The sequence below is a fragment of the Methylobacterium sp. J-070 genome (assembly GCF_022829385.1).
Lineage (GTDB): Bacteria > Pseudomonadota > Alphaproteobacteria > Rhizobiales > Beijerinckiaceae > Methylobacterium.
This window is the reverse complement of record NZ_JAKSXX010000246.1, coordinates 1-18,262: the sequence shown is the minus strand read 5'-3', so window position 1 is coordinate 18,262 and position 18,262 is coordinate 1. Positions and strand designations below refer to the sequence as shown.

At 69.8% G+C, this 18,262-nt stretch carries 20 protein-coding genes and 1 tRNA gene; 15 read left to right on the top strand and 6 right to left on the bottom strand.

Going from position 1 to position 18,262, the window contains the following annotated elements:
- Positions 1-22: 22 nt before the first annotated feature.
- Positions 23-424, bottom strand: a complete 402-nt coding sequence (locus MKL01_RS28400) for a TY-Chap domain-containing protein (RefSeq protein WP_243908530.1) — start codon at positions 422-424, stop codon at positions 23-25.
- Between the two features lie 333 nt (positions 425-757).
- Between MKL01_RS28400 and MKL01_RS28395 the strand changes: the two genes are divergently transcribed.
- Complete coding sequence (locus MKL01_RS28395) at positions 758-1,096, top strand: flagellar protein FlaG (RefSeq protein ID WP_243908529.1); 339 nt, start codon at positions 758-760, stop codon at positions 1,094-1,096.
- Between the two features lie 10 nt (positions 1,097-1,106).
- Here MKL01_RS28395 and MKL01_RS28390 read toward each other — a convergent pair whose 3' ends face one another.
- Both MKL01_RS28390 and MKL01_RS28385 read right to left on the bottom strand, forming a co-directional pair.
- Entirely contained in the window at positions 1,107-1,931 is an 825-nt protein-coding gene (locus tag MKL01_RS28390; RefSeq protein ID WP_243908528.1) for a class II glutamine amidotransferase, read from the bottom strand.
- 120 nt (positions 1,932-2,051) lie between these two features.
- Entirely contained in the window at positions 2,052-3,821 is a 1,770-nt protein-coding gene (locus tag MKL01_RS28385) for an N-acetylglutaminylglutamine amidotransferase (protein ID WP_243908527.1), read from the bottom strand.
- 243 nt (positions 3,822-4,064) lie between these two features.
- Between MKL01_RS28385 and MKL01_RS28380 the strand changes: the two genes are divergently transcribed.
- Positions 4,065-4,685 carry a glutathione S-transferase family protein gene (locus MKL01_RS28380; RefSeq protein ID WP_243908526.1) on the top strand — a complete coding sequence of 207 codons (621 nt, stop codon included), beginning with the start codon at positions 4,065-4,067 and terminating at the stop codon, positions 4,683-4,685.
- A 211-nt stretch (positions 4,686-4,896) separates the two neighbouring features.
- Here the strand turns inward: MKL01_RS28380 and MKL01_RS28375 are convergent, their stop codons facing one another.
- Positions 4,897-5,406 carry an ureidoglycolate lyase gene (locus MKL01_RS28375; protein ID WP_243908525.1) on the bottom strand — a complete coding sequence of 170 codons (510 nt, stop codon included), beginning with the start codon at positions 5,404-5,406 and terminating at the stop codon, positions 4,897-4,899.
- Positions 5,403-6,242, bottom strand: a complete 840-nt coding sequence (locus MKL01_RS28370) for a bifunctional allantoicase/(S)-ureidoglycine aminohydrolase (RefSeq protein ID WP_243908524.1) — start codon at positions 6,240-6,242, stop codon at positions 5,403-5,405. Before MKL01_RS28370 ends, MKL01_RS28375 begins: the two co-directional genes overlap by 4 nt.
- Positions 6,243-6,404: 162 nt before the next feature.
- Between MKL01_RS28370 and MKL01_RS28365 the strand changes: the two genes are divergently transcribed.
- The 9 genes from MKL01_RS28365 (at position 6,405) to MKL01_RS28325 (ending at position 14,287) form a co-directional block, all read left to right on the top strand.
- Positions 6,405-7,307: a LysR family transcriptional regulator gene (locus tag MKL01_RS28365; protein WP_243908523.1), complete on the top strand. Its 903-nt coding sequence runs from the start codon at positions 6,405-6,407 to the stop codon at positions 7,305-7,307.
- 127 nt (positions 7,308-7,434) lie between these two features.
- Positions 7,435-8,616: an allantoinase PuuE gene (gene puuE, locus MKL01_RS28360; RefSeq protein WP_243908522.1), complete on the top strand. Its 1,182-nt coding sequence runs from the start codon at positions 7,435-7,437 to the stop codon at positions 8,614-8,616.
- 160 nt (positions 8,617-8,776) lie between these two features.
- On the top strand, positions 8,777-10,273 hold the full coding sequence (locus MKL01_RS28355) for an NCS1 family nucleobase:cation symporter-1 (RefSeq protein WP_243908521.1): 1,497 nt from the start codon (positions 8,777-8,779) through the stop codon (positions 10,271-10,273).
- A 115-nt stretch (positions 10,274-10,388) separates the two neighbouring features.
- Positions 10,389-11,138 (top strand): aspartate/glutamate racemase family protein, encoded by a 750-nt coding sequence (locus MKL01_RS28350; protein ID WP_243908520.1) that lies wholly within the window; start codon positions 10,389-10,391, stop codon positions 11,136-11,138.
- A gap of 89 nt (positions 11,139-11,227) precedes the next feature.
- Positions 11,228-12,595, top strand: coding sequence for an MFS transporter (locus MKL01_RS28345; RefSeq protein ID WP_243908519.1), 1,368 nt, complete (start codon positions 11,228-11,230; stop codon positions 12,593-12,595).
- 26 nt (positions 12,596-12,621) lie between these two features.
- Positions 12,622-13,146, top strand: coding sequence for a hydroxyisourate hydrolase (gene uraH, locus MKL01_RS28340; RefSeq protein ID WP_243908518.1), 525 nt, complete (start codon positions 12,622-12,624; stop codon positions 13,144-13,146).
- A gap of 83 nt (positions 13,147-13,229) precedes the next feature.
- Positions 13,230-13,583 carry a hydroxyisourate hydrolase gene (gene uraH / locus MKL01_RS28335; protein WP_243908517.1) on the top strand — a complete coding sequence of 118 codons (354 nt, stop codon included), beginning with the start codon at positions 13,230-13,232 and terminating at the stop codon, positions 13,581-13,583.
- Positions 13,584-13,588: 5 nt separating this feature from the next.
- Complete coding sequence (gene uraD / locus MKL01_RS28330) at positions 13,589-14,101, top strand: 2-oxo-4-hydroxy-4-carboxy-5-ureidoimidazoline decarboxylase (RefSeq protein ID WP_243908516.1); 513 nt, start codon at positions 13,589-13,591, stop codon at positions 14,099-14,101.
- Between the two features lie 111 nt (positions 14,102-14,212).
- Positions 14,213-14,287, top strand: a tRNA-Gly gene (locus tag MKL01_RS28325).
- An 87-nt stretch (positions 14,288-14,374) separates the two neighbouring features.
- Here the strand turns inward: MKL01_RS28325 and MKL01_RS28320 are convergent.
- On the bottom strand, positions 14,375-15,220 hold the full coding sequence (locus tag MKL01_RS28320; protein WP_243908515.1) for a hypothetical protein: 846 nt from the start codon (positions 15,218-15,220) through the stop codon (positions 14,375-14,377).
- A gap of 186 nt (positions 15,221-15,406) precedes the next feature.
- On the opposite strand from MKL01_RS28320, the gene MKL01_RS28315 reads away from it, so the two are divergent.
- The 4 genes from MKL01_RS28315 (at position 15,407) to MKL01_RS28300 (ending at position 18,139) form a co-directional block, all read left to right on the top strand.
- On the top strand, positions 15,407-15,841 hold the full coding sequence (locus tag MKL01_RS28315) for a hypothetical protein (RefSeq protein WP_243908514.1): 435 nt from the start codon (positions 15,407-15,409) through the stop codon (positions 15,839-15,841).
- Positions 15,842-15,949: 108 nt separating this feature from the next.
- The gene (locus MKL01_RS28310; protein ID WP_243908513.1) at positions 15,950-16,459 is read left to right on the top strand and encodes a hypothetical protein; all 510 of its coding nucleotides are present in this window, start codon (positions 15,950-15,952) and stop codon (positions 16,457-16,459) included.
- A gap of 70 nt (positions 16,460-16,529) precedes the next feature.
- Complete coding sequence (locus tag MKL01_RS28305; RefSeq protein WP_243908512.1) at positions 16,530-17,063, top strand: hypothetical protein; 534 nt, start codon at positions 16,530-16,532, stop codon at positions 17,061-17,063.
- A gap of 71 nt (positions 17,064-17,134) precedes the next feature.
- The gene (locus tag MKL01_RS28300; RefSeq protein WP_243908511.1) at positions 17,135-18,139 is read left to right on the top strand and encodes a hypothetical protein; all 1,005 of its coding nucleotides are present in this window, start codon (positions 17,135-17,137) and stop codon (positions 18,137-18,139) included.
- Positions 18,140-18,262: the final 123 nt, after the last annotated feature.

Sequence of the window (18,262 nt, the reverse complement as noted above, 5' to 3'; positions counted from 1 at the left end):
AGCGACGGCACGCCCGGTCCGGTCAGGAGACGGGCGTGCCGCAATCGGCGACCGGATCGTCGCCGTAAGGCGCCGAGATCTCGATCACCGATCCCGGTCGCGCGCCGTAGCCGTCGTGCCGAGCCGCGAGCATCAGGTCCGCCGCGACGGTGACGTCCGGCGGATCGCCGAGGTCGACGTCGCGGACGAAGTTCTTCCCGGGATCGGCCTGGACGAAGCCGAGGGCGCGCAGGGCCGCCCGGGCCGGCGCGTCGAGGCGGAACCGGCCCGGGCCGGCCGGCCCGTAGGCGCCGGAGGACGCCTCGCAGAACATCCGGCTGTCATGGTCGTGGAAGACGCACTGGACGTAGCGCTGCGGCTGGTCCTTCAGCGCGACGATGACGAAGCGGTCGCGCGACTTCCAGACCGGGCCGCGCCGATGCATGACGTCCAGGCGCCCGACGATCGGGCATCAGTACTGCGCGATGAACCGCGCCCGCGTCCGGATCGGGCTGCCGGGCTTTGCCGCGGCGCGGGGCGACGCCGCCCCGATGAGCATCGCCGCGCAGACCGTACGCATCGGAAAGCCTCCGGCGGGGAGCGCCGCACACCCGCCCGGAACGCGAGAACAGCATGGATTTGTGTCATCGCGGTAACGGGATGTTCATCGCGCCCTGGATCGGCGCCCGACATCCGGTGGATGACCAACCTGCGTTAAGGGACGCTTAGGCAGGCGAGCGCCTGAATCCTCCGATCACAGGATCGCAGGAGATCAACCATGGAGATCCGCCCGCTGACGAACACGACGCCGGGGCCCCAGGGTCTGGACGCGCTCGGGGCGACCGCCGCTTCCGCCGCGACCCAGGCCCCCCCGGAGACCCCGGCAGCCGCGCCGACGCTCGAACCGGCGGTCAAGCTCGATATCGGTACAAACGGCAACAAGGCACGCTACATCCAGGACCCCGATACGAGCTCGATCGTGTTCCAGGTCGTCGATCCCAATTCCGGCAACGTCATCGAGCAATTGCCGAGCGAGACGGCCCTGCGCAACCGGGCCTACGATTCCACGCACGCACCGCGCGGTTCGCAGGCCGGCGGCCTCTCGCGGGTCGCCTGACGCGGCGCCCTCAGGCCCGCAGCCGCCGGGCATCGGCGCCCGGAGCGGCCGTCCCGAGGCCGAACCGGGCCAGCGACAGGACCTCCACGGGCTCGTTCCGCCGGGCGACCACGACGCTGTTCTCCGACACGGGCGTCCAGGTCGCCGGGTCGCGGTCGAGGGGTTCCGAGGCGATGACCACGCCCCCCTCCGAGGCGCGGTAGTAGAGCGTGTTGGCCTTGTCGTTGGCTGCGTATCGGAAGGCGTACAGGTCCCGGCCGTCGGCGAGCGCGGCGGTGAACCGGAACGGATGCGTGCCCGCCAGTGCCGTCAGCTGCGCCAGGGCGAGCGCGGTGGCCTCGACCGGATCGCGGCGGGGTCCATCGCCCATCAGGCCGTAGCCCAGCAGCCCGAGGAACAGCGCCTCGGAATCCGTGGTCCCGGCCCGCGACGGATAGAGTGCGTCGGGGATGATCGCCTCGACCGGCCGACGCAGGCGGCTCCAGTCGCCGATATAGCCGTTGTGCATGAACAGCCACGGCCCGCACGCGAACGGATGACAGTTCGGCCTCGTGATCGGCGTGCCGGTCGCGGCCCGCACATGCGCGAAGAACAGGTGCGAGTGGAGGTGGCGGCACAGGTAGCGGAGGTTGTCGTCGGACCAGGCGGGCTGGACCTCGCGGTAGCGGCCCGGCTCGGGGTGATCGCCGTACCAGCCGAGGCCGAACCCGTCCCCGTTCGTGGCTGCGGTCGATTCGAGCGCCTGTATGCTCTGAGAAACGAGGCTGTGGGACGGCTCGGTGACGTAGTGCTCGAGCGGGATGGTGCGTCCCGCGTAGGCGATCCAGCGGCACATCGAGGGTCTCCTCCGGGTGTGGGGCGCGGCTCTGATCTCGGACGATCGTGGACAAAGCGCGGCACCTTGAGCGCCGTGCCGATCACGATCCCTCGCGAGGGCCGTGCCGCGGCGGCCGCCTCAAACGCCCTGCGTCTGGAGCCAGCTCTCCAGGAGGGCGACCTGCCAGAGCTTCGAATTGCCCTTCGGCGTCAGCGTGCCGTCCGGGTCGGCGAGCAGGTGATCAACGTAGGCGCGGTCGAAGATCCCGCGGGCCCGCGCCTCGGGCCGGTCGAGCACGTCGCGGACGAAGTCCAGGAACGGGCCGCGGATATGCTTCAGCGCCGGGACCGGAAAATACCCCTTCTTCCGATCGATCACCTCGGACGGCACCACGGCCCGCGCGGCTTCCTTCAGGATGTACTTGCCGCCGTCGCGGACCTTCAGCGCGGCCGGGATGCGGGCCGCCAGCTCGACGAGGTCGTGGTCGAGGAACGGCACGCGCGCCTCGAGGCCGCAGGCCATGGTCATGTTGTCGACGCGCTTGACCGGGTCATCGACCATCATGATCTGCTGGTCGAGCTGAAGGGTCTTGTCGATCGCACTGCTGCTGTCCGAGGCGGCGAAGAAATCGGCGATGTACGCGGTGCTGTAGTCGCCGTTCACCATGTCGGGCGCCAGGGCGCGGCGCATCTCGGCGTGGTCGCGGTCGAAATACGCCGCGGCGTAATCGGCGACCGGATCGGCCGAGCCCATCAGCTTCGGATACCAGTGATAACCGCCGAACACCTCGTCGGCGCCCTGACCGCTCTGGATCACCGTCACGTGCTTGGCGACCTCCTGCGACAGGAGCAGGAACGCCACCGCGTCGTGGCTCATCTGCGGCTCGGACATCGCCGCGATCGCCGCCGGCAGCGCCTCGAGGGTGCGCGAGCCGTCGACGGCCAGCTTGGTATGGTCGGTGTCGAAGGTTTTGGCGATGATGTCCGAGTACTTGAACTCGTCCCCCTCGACGCCGTTGACCGCGTCGAAGCCGACGGAGAACGTCTTCAAGCCCGTCTGGCCCCTGCGGGCCAGCAGTGCCACCAGGATCGAACTGTCGAGACCGCCCGACAGGAGGACGCCGGTGGGGACGTCGGAGACCTGCCGGCGCTCCACCGCGGTTCCGAGGGTTTCGAGCACGGCCTCCCGCCAGTCGGCCTCGGTCATCCCGCGATCGGCGTCGCGGGGTCCGATCGTCACCGTCCAGTAGGTCGTCTCGCGGCGCGCGCCGTCCGCCTCGATGGTCAGGATCGTGGCCGGCGCGAGCTTGCGCACGCCCTTCAGGATGGTGAGCGGCGCCGGCACGCCCGCGTGCCAGCTCATGTAGTGGTGGAGCGCGGCCGGATCGATCGCCGTATCGACGTCGCCGGCGGCGAGAAGGGCCGGCAGCGACGAGGCGAAGCGGAATCGCTTCCTCGCCTCGCTGTAGTAGAGCGGCTTCACGCCGAGCCGGTCCCGGGCCAGCGTGACGCGGCCTGAATCGCGCTCCAGCACCGCGAAGGCGAACATGCCGTAGAAGCGCTCGACGCAGGCGCTGCCCCAGGCGTGGAAGGCCTTCAGGACCACCTCGGTGTCGCTCGTCGAGAAGAAGCGGTAGCCCTTGGCCTCCAACTCCGCGCGCAGCGCACGGAAGTTGTAGATGCAGCCGTTGAAGACGATGGCGAGGCCGAGGCCCGGATCGACCATCGGTTGCTGACCGGCCTCGGACAGGTCGATGATCTTCAGCCGGCGGTGCCCGAAGACGACGCGGCCCGAGCCGAACAGGCCCTCCCCGTCCGGCCCGCGGGGCCGGAGACACCCCATCATGGCATGGACGGCGGCCGGATCGGCCGGACCGTCGAAGCTGATCTCACCGCAGATCCCGCACATCCTGGCGATCCGTCCCTGACCCGGCCGATGCGACGCTCCAAGGGGGCGCAACGGTCGGGCAGCCGCTGCGTTCCGTTGCGGCGACGCCGTCGCGGCGCGCCCCTCCGCGGATCGTCCGTCCGGATACCTGTGGGGATGTCGCCGTCGGGTCGCCAGGGGCGGCCGGCGCGCGCGGATCACGGGTGGATTGCCGGCCCGGATCGGCGACAATGGGCCTTGGGCTCGCGAGCAGATGGACCCGCAATGATCGATCTCTATGCCTGGGACACCCCCAACGGACGCAAGATCAGCGTGGCGTTGGAGGAGATGGAGCTGCCCTACCGGGTCAGGCCGGTGGACATCACCAAGGGGCGGCAGCACGAGCCGGACTTCCTCGCCATCAGCCCGAACAACCGGATCCCGGCCATCGTCGATCCGGACGGGCCCGATCAGGCCCCGATCTCGGTCTTCGAATCCGGCGCGATCCTCCTCTATTTGGGCGAGAAGTCGGGCCGCTTCCTCCCCGAGGACCGGCGGCTGCGCACGGCCGTGCTGGAATGGCTCATGTGGCAGATGGGCGGCTTCGGACCGATGCCCGGGCAGGTCCACCATTTTCTCGGGGTCGACGAGAAGGACCGGGCCTACGGGCTCGCGCGCTATCTCGGCGAGACGCGGCGCCTCTACGGCGTCCTGGACCGGCGCCTGGCTCAGGTCGCGTACTTGGTGGATGCGCTCTCGGTGGCGGATTTCGCGATCCTGGGTTGGGTTTGGCGGCACGAGCGCCATCGGGTCGACCTGGCCGAATACCCGCATGTGCAGCGCTGGTATCGCGCGCTGATGGACCGGCCGGCCGTGCAACGCGGCTTCGCGGTCGCCCTCAGCTGACGGGCGGCACGCGTTCGCATCGCCTCGTCGCCCGCCCGGGGGGCACGCGAGGCGCGGCGGGAACGGGGCGTTGCGCCTCGCGCGACCGCCTCCTTGCGAAGGATCCCGCCGGTGAGGGCGCGCAGTGAGGCGCCTGCCGTCGTACCGGGCGGGCGGACGGGATGGTCGGCCTGCCGACGCGGGCTGGCCGAACTCGGCCGGCTCCGTGCCGCTATCCGACGGAGGCCGGCAGGGTGACGGTCCAGGCCTCGTCGAACAGGTATTCCTCCAGGTTCGCCCCTGGGCCGCCGCGGTCCACGACGACGAAATCCTGAGGTTGTCCGAAGGGCGTGAGCACGCCGTGCCAGGTCCCGGGTGCGTAGCACACGCCCTGCCAGGGCTCTGTGACGAAGGCCTGGGGATCCCCCGGGCGATCCCCGGCGTCGGGGCATGTCACCACGAGAAACGGGGCCGCGCTGAGGGGGATGAACGCCTGGCTGCCGAGGGGGTGGCGTTCCACGAGCCGGAACGTCAGCGGGAGGTCGTAGGGTTCCGCCTCGACCAGTCCGACGACGGCATCGGCCGCCGCGCCGGACACCTGCACCGTCGCGAGATCGTGGAAGCGGCGTGCCTTGCCCGCATTCATCGGGCGCGGCAGGGCGCCGGCCTTGTCGATCACGGTCCCGAAGGGCGCGAAGGCCTCGGCCGTCAGCTGTCGGGCCGTGAGCGTGCGCCGGGTCATTGGGATCCTGACCGGAGACGCAGGCCGGCGTGCCGGTTGACGTCCTTGTAGAGCAGATAGCGGAACGGGCCCGGGCCGCCGGTGTAGCAGGCCTGCGGGCAGAACGCGCGCAGCCACATGAAGTCCCCCGCCTCGACCTCGACCCAGTCGCGGTTGAGCCGGTAGACTGCCTTGCCCGCGAGCACGAACAGGCCGTGCTCCATCACGTGCGTCTCCTCGAAGGGGATCGACGCACCCGGACGCAGCGTCACGATGTTCACGTGCATGTCGTGGCGCACGTCGTCGGACGCGACGAACCGCGTCGTGGCCCAGGCTCCGTCCGTGCCCGGCATGGCCGCGGGCGTGATCTCGGACTCGTGGGCGAGGAAGGATTCGGGCGCGTCCAGGCCCGGCACGCGCTCGTAGGCCTTGCGGATCCAGTGGAAGCGCGCCGGGGCGTCGCCGACGGTCCGCAGGCTCCAGGCGGCTCCGGGCGTCAGGTAGGCGTAGCTCCCCGGCCGCAGGTCGTGCGCGTGACCGTCGAGGACGAGCCGCAGGTCGCCGTCGACCACGAAGAGGACGCCCTCGGCCTCCGGATCCGGCTCGGGCTGTTCGCTGCCGCCGCCGGGGGCGACCTCCATCAGGTACTGTGCGAAGGTCTCGGAGAAGCCCGATTGCGGGCGGGCCAGGATCCACGCCCGCGTGCCTGTCCAGAAGGGCAGCACGCTGTTGACGATGTCGCTCATCACGCCCTTCGGGATGACCGCGTAGGCCTCGGTGAACACCGCCCGACCGGTCATCAGCGCCGTCTGCGGGGGCAGGCCGCCGCAGGGGGGATTGTAGGGCGACTGCGACATGGGGGTCTCTCTCGGGCTCCGAGGCTGCGGACGGCGCGGGGCGACGCGGACGCCCGCCTCGACGCGGCGCGGACAGCCGGCTCGCTGACCATCGTCAGCAACGGTCTAGACGTCAAATACCTTCTGTGTTGTGATTTATTCGAAATCCATATGGTTCTGCGCATGGAGCTGCGACACCTCCGTTATTTCGTCGCGGTCGCCGAGCACCTCAGCTTCACCGCGGCGGCCAACGTCCTGGGCGTGTCTCAGCCGCCGCTGAGCCAGCAGATCCGCGACCTCGAGGTGGAGATCGGCGTCACCCTGTTCGAACGGTCGAGCCGACGCGTCGCCTTGACGGCCGCCGGTGCGGATTTCCTGCGGAACGCCCGGGCGATCCTGCGCCAGAGCGTCGATGCGGCCGACCGGGCGCGGACCATCGGCACGGGGGCCGCAGGCATCCTGAACATCGGGATGACGAGTTCCGTCCTCACCGGGCCGCTCGGAAGCCTGATCCGCGCCTTCGAGCAGCGGTTCCGGGCGGTGGACGTGCGCATCCACGAGATGGCGCCGGACGATCAGATCGCGGCGCTCAAGGCGCACCGGACGGATCTGAGCGTCCTGCGCTGTCCGCCCGAAGACCCCGACCTCGTCGCCCACCTGGCGTGGCGAGAACGGCTGTGTGTGGCCCTTCCGGCCGACCATGACCTCGCCGCCGGCAGCAGCGTTCCCGTCGATGTCTTTCGAACCGAGCGGCTGATCTCGCTGCGCCTCGAAAGCTCCCGCTTCGCCGACGAGATCTTCCGCGCCTGCGTCGTCCGGGGCTTCACCCCGCGCATCTCGCAGCAGGTCCGGGAGGCGTCGTCTCTGGTCAGTCTCGTCGCCGCCGGCTTCGGCCTCGCGATCATACCGGAATTCGTCGGTCGCCTGCGCCATCCGGACGTCGTCGTTCTGCCGATCGATCCGCCCTTCCTCTCGGCCGACGTCTATGCGTTGCACCACCGGCGGAAGAGCCCGGTGGTCGACAACTTCCTGACCCTGATCGGCGAGGACGCCGCGGGACTCGCCGAGGCGTACCGGAACCGGTAGGGGCAGCCTCGGTCGCCCGGTCGACGTGAGCGCGATCCAGACGCGCGGCGTATCAATCGAGCCGAACAGGATATTGGACCGCGGAGCGACGCGCCCGCTATCACGCGTCGGGACGAGGCCTCGCACGATGTTCGATCTCGACCAGGACTATCCCCGCGACATGGTGGGTTATGGCCGGCACCGGCCGGACCCGCGCTGGCCCGAGAACAAGCGTGTCGCCGTTCAGTTCGTCGTCAACTACGAGGAGGGCGGCGAAAATTGCGTCCTCCATGGTGACGCGGCGTCGGAAGCCTTCCTGTCCGAGATCGTCGGCGCTCTGCCCTGGCCGGGTCGGCGCCACGCCAACATGGAATCGCTCTACGAGTACGGCGCGCGGGCCGGCTTCTGGCGTCTCTGGCGGGCGTTCACCCGCCGGAACCTGCCCGTCACGGTCTTCGGCGTTGCCTCAGCGATGCAGCGCAACACCGAGGCCGTTTCGGCCATGGTCGAGGCCGGCTGGGAGATCGCCAGCCACGGCCTGCGCTGGATCGACTACCGCGACCACAGCCCGGAAGCCGAGCGGGCCGACCTCGACGCGGCCGTCGCGCTCCAGACGGCGCTGACCGGCAACAGGCCGCTCGGCCTCTACCAGGGACGGACCTCCGCGAATACCGTGGCCCTGGCCGCCGCCGAGGGCGGCTTCCTCTATCTTGCCGATTCCTATGCGGACGATCTGCCGTACTGGATCCTGACCGGCGGCCGCCAGCAGCTCGTCGTCCCCTATACCCTCGACGCCAACGACATGCGGTTCGCGACACCGCAGGGCTTCAACAGCGGCGACCAGTTCTTCGCCTACCTCAAGGACACGTTCGATGTCCTGTACCGCGAGGGCGGGATGCGGCACGGCGGGATCATGTCGGTGGGGCTTCACTGCCGCCTGGTCGGCCGCCCCGGCCGGACGGCCGCCCTGGAACGGTTCCTCGACTATGTCGGCGACCATCCCGATGCCTGGGTGACGACCCGGCTGGACATCGCCCGCCACTGGATCGCCGCGCATCCGCCGCACGGCGGCTATCGCCCGAGCCGCATGGGCCGCGCGCTGTTCCGCGAGGTCTTCGGCGCCCTCTGCGCCGACCTGTCCGGCCGCTCGATCGACGAGGGGGCCGCGATGGCCGAGCGGGTCTACGCGGACGGACTCGGGCCCCAGGCCGATACGCATCCGGACCTGGCCCGGCGCTTCGCGGAGGCCACGCGCACCTCAGCCGACAATCCCCGGCTGCGGGACAGGCTGGATGCCCGCCTCGGCCGATCGCCCCGACCCGCCGTGTGAGCGCCACCGCGGGCCCGGGGCGCTCCGGGATCCCGCCGTCCCCGCATCGGCCGACCGCGGGCGGCGAACCAAGCCTACGTTTTGCGTTCCGGACCGGCACGGGCCGGCACGATCGCGAGAAGGCCCGGCAACAGGGCTGCATCGGACAGGGAGAAACGCGATGTCCGCACAGGTCGACGCCGGGCTCGGCACGTCCGCAGGCGACGAACACCAGACGGTGGTGATCAAGCCGAGTTACGATCCGGATCTCGTCAACGAGGATCTCGCCCCCCTCCGGAAGCAGAGCTGGGGCACCTACAACATCTTCGCCTTCTGGATGTCGGACGTACACAGCGTCGGCGGCTACGTGACCGCCGGCAGCCTGTTCTCGCTGGGGCTCGTGAGCTGGCAGGTGCTGATCGCCCTGCTCGTCGGCATCGCGATCGTCCAGGTTTTCTGCAACCTGGTCGCCAAGCCGAGCCAGCAGACCGGTACGCCGTATCCGGTGATCTGCCGCGCCTCCTTCGGGGTCAAGGGCGCGAACATCCCGGCGATTATCCGGGGGCTGATCGCGGTCGCGTGGTACGGGATCCAGACCTACCTCGCCTCGGCCGCCCTCACGGTGGTGGCGCTGCGCTTCGTGCCGGACCTCGCCGTCTATGCTGACCGCGCGCAATACGGCTTCGCAGGCCTGTCGGGGCTCGGCTGGGCAGCCTTCATGACGCTCTGGGTGCTGCAGGCGCTGGTCTTCTGGCGCGGCATGGAGGCGATCCGCGCGTTCATCGACTGGGCGGGGCCGGCGGTCTACGTCGTGATGATCGCGCTCGCCGCCTTTCTCGTGGCCAAGGCCGGCATCGGCGAGATCGGCCTGACCCTCGGCACCGTGAAATACACCGGCTGGGACGCGCTCCCGGTGATGATCAATGCCGTCGCCCTGGTGGTCTCCTACTTCTCCGGCCCGATGCTGAACTTCGGTGATTTCGCGCGCTACGGATCGAGCTTCGAGGCGGTGAAGCGGGGCAACTTCTGGGGGCTTCCGGTGAACTTCCTCGGGTTCTCGCTGCTCACGGTCATCACCGCCTCGGCGACGGTGCCGGTCTTCGGCCACCTGATCACCGATCCGGTGGAGACGGTGAGCCGCATCGACAGCACCTTCGCGGTCGTGCTCGGGGCCCTGACCTTCATGACGGCCACCATCGGGATCAACATCGTGGCGAACTTCGTCTCGCCCGCGTTCGACTTCTCGAACGTGTCCCCGCGGCGGATCTCCTGGCGGATGGGCGGGATGATCGCGGCCGTCGGCTCGATCTTCATCACGCCCTGGAACCTCTACAACAACCCGGCCGTGATCCACTACACGCTCGATATCCTCGGCGCGTTCATCGGCCCGCTGTTCGGGATCCTGATCGCCGACTTCTACCGCGTGAAGAACGAGACGATCATCGTCGACGATCTCTACACGATGAGCCCCGCCGGGACGTATTGGTACACCGACGGCTACAACCGCGCCGCCGTGGGAGCCATCATCCCCTCCGCGCTGATCCCGGTCCTGTGCGTGCTCCTCCCGGGCCTCGAGGGCGTGGCGAACTTCACGTGGTTCATCGGCTGCGGCCTGGGCTTCACCATCTACGCGCTGATCATGCGGCGGCGGCCCGTCCTCGGCGCGCAGCCGGCCTGAAGCGCGAGGATCCGATATCGCCCCGTCCCGGATCGGTGACGGAACCGTCGCGGCGGCGCGGCATCACCCGCGCCGCCGAACCCTTCCCATCCCCACCGTCGGACCCGGGCGCGCCATGCGGATCCTCCTGCTCAACCCGAACACCAGCGACGCGGTGACCGCCCTGGTGACCGACCGCGTCGCCGCCATGGCCGGCGGGACCGCGACTTTCGTTCCGGCCACGGCGCGCTTCGGCGCCGCCTACATCGCGAGCCGGGCGGCTCTGGCCATCGCCGGCCATGCCGCCCTCGACGCCTTCGCGGAACACGGGCACGGCTGCGACGCGGTGCTCCTCGCCTGCTTCGGCGATCCCGGCCTGCTGGCCCTGCGCGAGATCGCGCCGGTCCCGGTCGTCGGGATGCTCGAAGCCGCGTGCCGCGCAGCGCAGCCGGTGGCGTCCCGCTACGCCATCGTGACCGGCGGCGCCCTGTGGAAACCGATGCTCGCGGAGGCCGTCGCCGGCCTGGGCCTCGGCGACGGCCTCGCGAGCATCCGGACGATCGAGCGCACCGGCGGCGAGATCGCCAAGGATCCGGAGGCGGCGCTGCCGGACCTCGCCGCCGCGTGCCGGGCCTGCGTCGACCATGATCAGGCCGAGGCGATCATCCTCGGAGGCGCCGCCCTGGTGGGCTTGGCCTCACTCTTGCAGCCGCAGGTGTCGGTGCCGATCCTCTGCTCCGTCGAAACGGGCGTGCATGCCGTCGTCGCGGCGGCCCGGGCGCCCTATCGGCGGCCGCCGGCCGTCGCCCTGGAGACGGTCGGCCTCGGAAACGCGCTCGCCGCTTTGCTGATGCCGCGCGGAGCCGCCGGCGGAGAGATCGAATAGACCGCGCCCCGGCCGTGGGACTGGCGTAGAGATCCCTTGTCGAACACTGTCCAATCCAGTCCCATCACGCTTCCGGTGCAGGACAAGCCATGACGACAGAGGCGCGGCGAGCTGCAGACAACCCGGGCGCAATTGCGCACCCCGCCCTCGACGCCACCTACCGGCGGATCACGTGGCGGCTTCTGCCGTTCCTGATGTTCCTCTGGGTGCTGTCCTGGATCGACCGGGTGAACATCGGCTTCGCCAAGCTTCAGATGCTTTCCGAGCTCCGCTTCAGCGAGACGGTCTACGGTGTCGGCGCGGGGATCTTCTTCATCGGCTACTTCCTCTGCGAGGTGCCGAGCAATCTGCTGCTGGAGCATGTCGGCGCACGCAAGACCATCGCGCGGATCACCCTCCTGTGGGGCCTCTGCTGCGTGGCGATGATGACCGTGACCACGCCGATGTTCTTCTACGGCCTGCGTTTCCTGCTCGGCGTCTTCGAGGCCGGGTTCTACCCCGGCGTGATCCTGTTCCTGACCTACTGGTATCCGAGCGAGCGCCGCGCCAAGGTGTTCGGGCTGTTCATGTCGGCCTCGGCGCTGGCCGGCGTCGTCGGGGGGCCGCTGGCCGGGGCGATCATGGCGGGGTTGCACGGCGTCAACGGCTGGTCCGGCTGGCAGTGGGTATTTCTTCTCGAAGGCATCCCGTCGATCCTCGCGGGCCTGGTCACGCTCGTCTACCTCACCGACCGACCGGCGAAGGCCGGGTGGCTGACGCCGGAGCAGAGGGCGCTGGTCGAGGCCGACCTCGCCCGCGACGCGGCCGCCCTCGGCCCCCGCGAGTACCGCATCCTCGCCTCGCTGAAGGATGTCCGCGTCTGGCACTGCATCGCGATCTTCTTCTGCATCGTCACGGCCAACTCGGCCCTGACGTTCTTCGGGCCGAGCGTGGTGCGCGACGCCGGCGTCACCGATCCGCTCGACGTCGGCTGGATCATGTCGGCGGCCTACCTGTGCGGCGGCGCGGGGATGATCCTCAACGGGCGTCATTCGGACCGGACCGGCGAGGCGCGGCTGCATTGCGGCGTGCCGGCCTTCGTCGGCGCCCTGGCGATCGCCCTGACCGGCCTCCTCGTGACGGCTGCCCCCATCCTGGCGTTGGTCACGCTCGGCCTAGCGATCGTCGGCACGATGAGCGCGATCCCGGTCTTCTGGCAGATCCCGAGCCGATTCCTGGCCGGCTCGGCGGCCGCGGCCGGCATCGCGCTGATCAATTCCGTGGCCAATCTGGCGGGGTTCGGTGCGCCGGCGGTCATGGGCTACCTGCGCGAGCATACCGGCGCGGCCTCGACCGGGCTGTGGCTGGTGGCGGCCGTCGAGGCCGCGGCCCTGATGTTGATCCTCGCCTTCGTCCCGCCGGCGACGCCCGGGATGGAGCGCCGCGCCCAGGCCCGTGCCGCCCACGAGCCGGCTTGAGACCCAACCGACAGGAGGAGCGCGTTTTGGATCACGCAGCAGACCGATACGTCCTGACGCGGCGGAGCCTCGTCGCCACCGGCCTCGGCGCCGCGGCGTCCGCCGGTACGGCGCTGGCCCAGGGCGTCCCCGCCCCGACCGGAAGTCCGGCCAAGCCCGGGACGTTGACGACCGCCCCCGTCTCGCAATCCGGTCTGTCGCCGCGGCTGACCATGCACGCCATCGACAACTTCCACGGCACCCCCGGCGCCGGCATGGTCTGCGACCTCGCGATGCTTGACGGCGACGGCTACAGGCCGATCAAGACGGTCACCACCGCGCCGAACGGCCGGACCGCCGAGCCGCTCCTCGTCGACGACGCCTTCAAGACGGGCCGTTACGAGCTGGTGATGCATGTCGAGGACTACTTCGCCACCTTCGGCGTGAAGCTTCCGAGCCCGAACTTCCTCGGCCGCGTGCCGATCCGCTTCCGGATCCGCGACGCGGGGCAGCGCTACCACCTGCCGGTGCTGTTCACCCCCTGGGGCTACTCGTACTATCGCGGCAGCTAGCGCGGCGTCCGGAACATCGGGACCGACCCCCCGGGACGCGGCTGCAGGGCGCCGGTCCCCCCAATGCGATCAGGAGACCCGCCATGGCCGGCATCACCACCCACGTCCTCGACACCGACCGCGGACGCCCCGCGGCGGGCGTGCGCGTCGACTTCTCCGTCCTGGAAGACGGCCGGTGGCGGCTGATCAAGAGCGTCGTCACCAATGCCGATGGCCGGACCGACGCGCCGCTCCTCCCCGCGGACCAGGCCCGGACCGGGCAATACCAGCTGGAATTCCACGTCGACGCCTATTTCAAGGCGCGCTCCGGCACGGACGAGGCCGACATCTTCATCGACGACCCGGTGGTGCGCTTCGCGGTCTTCGACGCCAAGCAGCACTACCACGTGCCGATGCTGTGCGCGCCGTCGAGCTTCACCACCTATCGCGGAAGCTGAGGGCGATGATCGACCTCGCGCGCATCAACGGCCTGACCGCCGATGCCTTCGTCGATCATCTCGGCGGGGTGTTCGAGCATGCGGCCTGGGTGGCACGGGCGGCCTACGCCAGCAGGCCGTTCACGCAGGTGCAGGACCTCCACGACGCGATGATGGCGGCGGTGCGCGCGGCGCCGGCGGACGAGCGTCTCGCGTTCCTCAACGGCCATCCCGAACTCGCCGGGCCCGAGGCCCGGGCGCGGGCGATGACGGCCGAGTCGGCCCAGGAGCAGGGCAGCGCCGCCCTCGACCGGCTCTCCGCGGCGGACGCGGCGACCTTCGACCGTCTGAACGCCGCCTACCGGCGACGGTTCGGGTTCCCCTTCATCGTCGCGGTGCGCGGCCGGGACCTGCGCGAGATCCTGGTGCTGTTCGAGCAACGCCTGGCGCGCGAACCCGGCGAGGAGGAGGCCGCAGCCCTGGACGAGATCGGCGCGATCACCCGGATGCGTCTCGATCGGCTGGTGCACGAACCGTAGGGCGGCGCCGGGCGGCGGCCCTGAGCCGCTGCGGCGTCGTCTCGCTCCGGCCCGGCCGGCGGCACTGGCCGTTGACTCGGACCCCCGAAGCCGTCCAAAAGGCTTGGCGTTGCGGGCGTAGTTCAGTGGTAGAACGTCAGCTTCCCAAGCTGAATGTCGTCGGTTCGATCCCGATCGCCCGCTCCAATCTTTTCAGGCACTTAGCCGGTCCCCGTGGTACGCTGAAATCCGAGTGTACCACCAACGTACCACGCTCAGCCCTGGATCAGGGTCTTAGGAATGGTGGTGCACCGTCTCGCTCCAGAGCTCGGAGACCATCACGAGACCGCCGGCCGCGGTACGCATCGGTCGGCTCACCTGGGCTTGCCGCGGCGTCTTAATCGAGACCTTTACCGTGAGCACGCCATCGCTCCACCGCCATCCCTCGTTACGCACGCGCGGGAGGTAGATGTGGCAATTGTCGCGTGACGCCCGGCACACGTGCGTCCCGTCACCGTTCGGCGTGAGGACTTGCGCCAGAACCGTGTCCAGATCGCCCGTCCCTTCGACGCGGATCTCCATGCTCTCGATGACGTGGGCCTGCCATTCATCCACGGTCCTTTCGTGGTTGCTGATCAAACCCGCCTGCTTCGCGAGCCGGATGCACTCCGCATCGTTCGGGACGAGGACTGCTGTTGTCGGGACGGGTTCAAACTCGACCGGCTCGCCGGGCGCCGGATCTGGCATTGTCCGCAGTCCGGGTTCGGTGCTGCGGACAATGCGAAGACGGAGGACCGGCGGACTGCCGAGGCTCTCCAACTCGACGTACAGGGCGCGCAGGCGGGTCGACAACGTTTCGAGCGATATGCCTCGACCTCCCGAGGCGAACGCATCCTCGACCTGGGCGATCTCGGCTTCGACCGTGGCCCTGTCTCTGACGACTGTCCTGAGCCGGAGTGACCCAGACTGCGCCGACCTGAGCGTGATCTGACTGTAGGGGATGCTGTACATGGCGTCGGTCTCATCCGCTTCGGTCTTCTGACGCGCCGCGATGGCGTCCCGGACCTCCTGGGGCGCCTTGTCCGGTCGCCAGGTCATCCCGTCCGCGTCGGTCACGGCAATGTGCTCGGGGACGCGCATGGTCGATCCCGCCGCCCCCCTTCGCTGTCGGCCCCGCACAGTCCTCCAGCACAGGGTACGCACGATCCAGGATTCGTACAGGGCGCCCGCCGGAGCGGGCCTTGACGAAGCGTTAATGTCCCATTAGATTGACATTAACGGCTGCGGGTTGTCCGCGGTCGCTACAGACCAGAGAGATCGGACACCATGGCCACCAAGCCTCTCAACGCCCTCGTCATCTCCGCCGAGAACGAGGCCGCCATCAACGAGGCCCTCGCCGCCCTCAGGGGCCGCGCCAAGGTCTTCCCGGACGCCACCGAGATCCTCTACCGCGCCAAAACCCTTGAGGACCGGCTCGCCGACGCCGGCGTCGCCGCCTCGAACCGCGTCGGGTGCCTGTACAGCTACCGCGAGGCCGGCCCGACGGCGAACGCCTACAAGTACTGTAAGACCGTCATCGAGTTCGCGCTCAAGCGCAGCGCCAAGGGCTGGACCGTGACCCACGCCGGCAACACGGACGTCTATTCGAAGCAGGGCAAGGTCGACCGCATCGACCTGACCCCGAAGGCCAAGGAGGCCGTGCTCCGCGCCGCGATGGAGGGCTTCGGCAAGGTCCGGAGCCCCGCCCCCAAGGCCACCTGAGGCGGCGCTCCCTTCTCCCCCGCCAGGCTATCGGCGGGGGAGCGGGGAGCGCCGGCAAGGCCTCCGCCGCTGCGGGACGTCCGCGGCGGTCACCAAGGGAAGATCGTCATGGAATCCCAACTCGAAGCCGCCCTACTGACCGAAGGCCAGGCCCACTCCACCTGGTGCCCCGAGACCCGCTCCGTCACCGTGTACAACGACGCCGGCGTCACCACGAACGAGGACGCCATGTGCGCCGCGAGCGACTGCATGTTCTGGCGCTGGCACGACCGCGGCGAGCGGCACCAGAGCCCGACCCAGACCCGCACCGGCAACCTGTCGGAGGGCATCCCCGCGCCCACCCTGGCCGGTCATTGGGAGGTCAACGTCGGGACCCTGGACTGCGGGGATCCCGAGTGGTTCACCGACGCCGAGCAGGCCAAGATCGCCTACTTCGTCCAGGCTGCAGGCGAGGCGGGCGAGTGGTCGGACGACGTGCCCTGCACGTTCCGCTTCCGGCCCGTCTCGCTGGAGCCCCGGGGCTACTGCGGCAAGGCCGGCCACCCGCTGCAGGCGGAGCTCCTGAAGGCGCAGCTCGAACTCCTCCACTACCAGATCTACGACCATAGCCACGCCTGAGCCGGCAACCATCGCACCGAATTCCTGGGCGGTCCCGCGGGGCCGCCCTTCCTCATGTCAGGAGCACGCCATGAAGATCGACCTGAAGCCCATGCCCCAGCCCGCCGATGGCGTCTGCGTCGGCGTCGCGGACGGGGAGCCGCTGACCTACCGCGGCCGCGACCTGTACGCCGGCGACCGCCTGGTGACGATGGAAGAGGTCGGCGTGGACCTGATGCGCGCCGTCGACCGGGCGGCGACGGAGGTACTCGGCCACGAGTGGGTCAATCCGCTCTCCCGCCTCCTGCAGATCAACCGGCGCAGCACTGCCAAGGACAGAATTGTGCGCTTCGGCTTGCCCGAGTACGCGCTCCGGTTCCTGGCCGAGGCGAGCCATCACCCCCATCCCCGGGCGCTCGGGCATGCCCTCCTGTGCGTCGAGGCGATCCAGGACGCTCACGGCGTCACGGTCGACCGGGCTTCCACGGGCCGTCCGATGGCCGTGGATTACGTCGAGCGGAATCGGTTCGTGCACGACGCCATGACGAAGGCCTTGGCCGCGGTCGACACAATCCTTGAGGAGCGAGCCGCGTTCCGGCAGCGCAAGCCGGTAACGGACGAGTAAGACTTCCCCTATAGCCTGCGTTTCAAGTGCCTTGGTCTGTCCGAGGCGCCGTCAGACCTTGGAGATCGACGATGACCAACTCCCCCGAGAGGGCGGAGGACCTGCTGTACGCGCAACTGCGCGGCGACCGGCCGGATCCTCGCCCCGACGACCGTCCCTTCAGCCTCACCTTTGGCACGGCCACCGGCCGCTGCCGCACGGACCGCGGCGTGCTGCTGCCGGATCCCGCGTACCCCGGCACGCACTGGCACTGCAGTGAGCGCCTCGCCGGGCTGTACCGGGCTGCGTACATCACGGTGCACGAGGCCCTGTCGGCGTCCGCGTCGAACCGGGTGATGATGCACGCCGCGACCGTCGCCCGCCTGCGCACGATCCTGCAGGACGCCGGCGAGCAGGCCATCCGGGCCGATGGCGAGATCTACGTCCCTGACGACACGCCCGGCCAGGCATCCCTCGTCGAGGATTTCCTGCGCCTAGAGCGGGCATGCCTCGGCGACCTGGCCGACCTCGGCCATCGCGACGCCCTTGTCCAGGTCGCGGAGATCGCGGAGGGCTGCGTCGGGTCCGGCCTGCCGCACTTCTCCGTGATGGCACACGGGATCCGGCTGTTCCTGTGCGGCAGCGGCTTTCATCCGGTCCACCGCCCCGGGGCCCTGGCGAGGGCGCGCGCACTCGGCCTGGCCGCGCACCGGGACGCCGCGCGCCTCGTGGCGGTCAGCGACGAGGCCGAGGAGGCCGACGCGCAGGTCATCGCCGAGGACCGCGGGGGCATCGTGCGCCTTCCGGTCTCGGCGCCGGCGCCCAAGGCGCCCGGCCGGGGCGGGCGCACGCTCGTCGTGTTCCCACGGCTCGATCACCTCCCCCAGCCCAACAAGCTCGCACGCGAACGGGCCGACAGCCCGCGGGCGCTGTGCGAGGATCTCGTCGAGGTCCCTCTGCCGCTCGCTCCGACGCCGGATCCGGCGGTGTTCGCGGCCGCCCTTCGCGAGGCCTTCCCGTGGGCCGACGAGGTGACCGAGCAGTACGCCCTCGACCTCGTGGGAGCGCCGTTCGCGATGGTGTTGATGCCGGAGTGAAACTCCCCAGAACCGCCGTTTGAAATCTCCTCAGTTGGACGTCTGCCGCCGGGCTCCCGGGGCGCGCCCTGGGAGCCCGGCGGCCGTGATTTGCCGATCCTCTCCCGATGGGCGGGGGAGTGA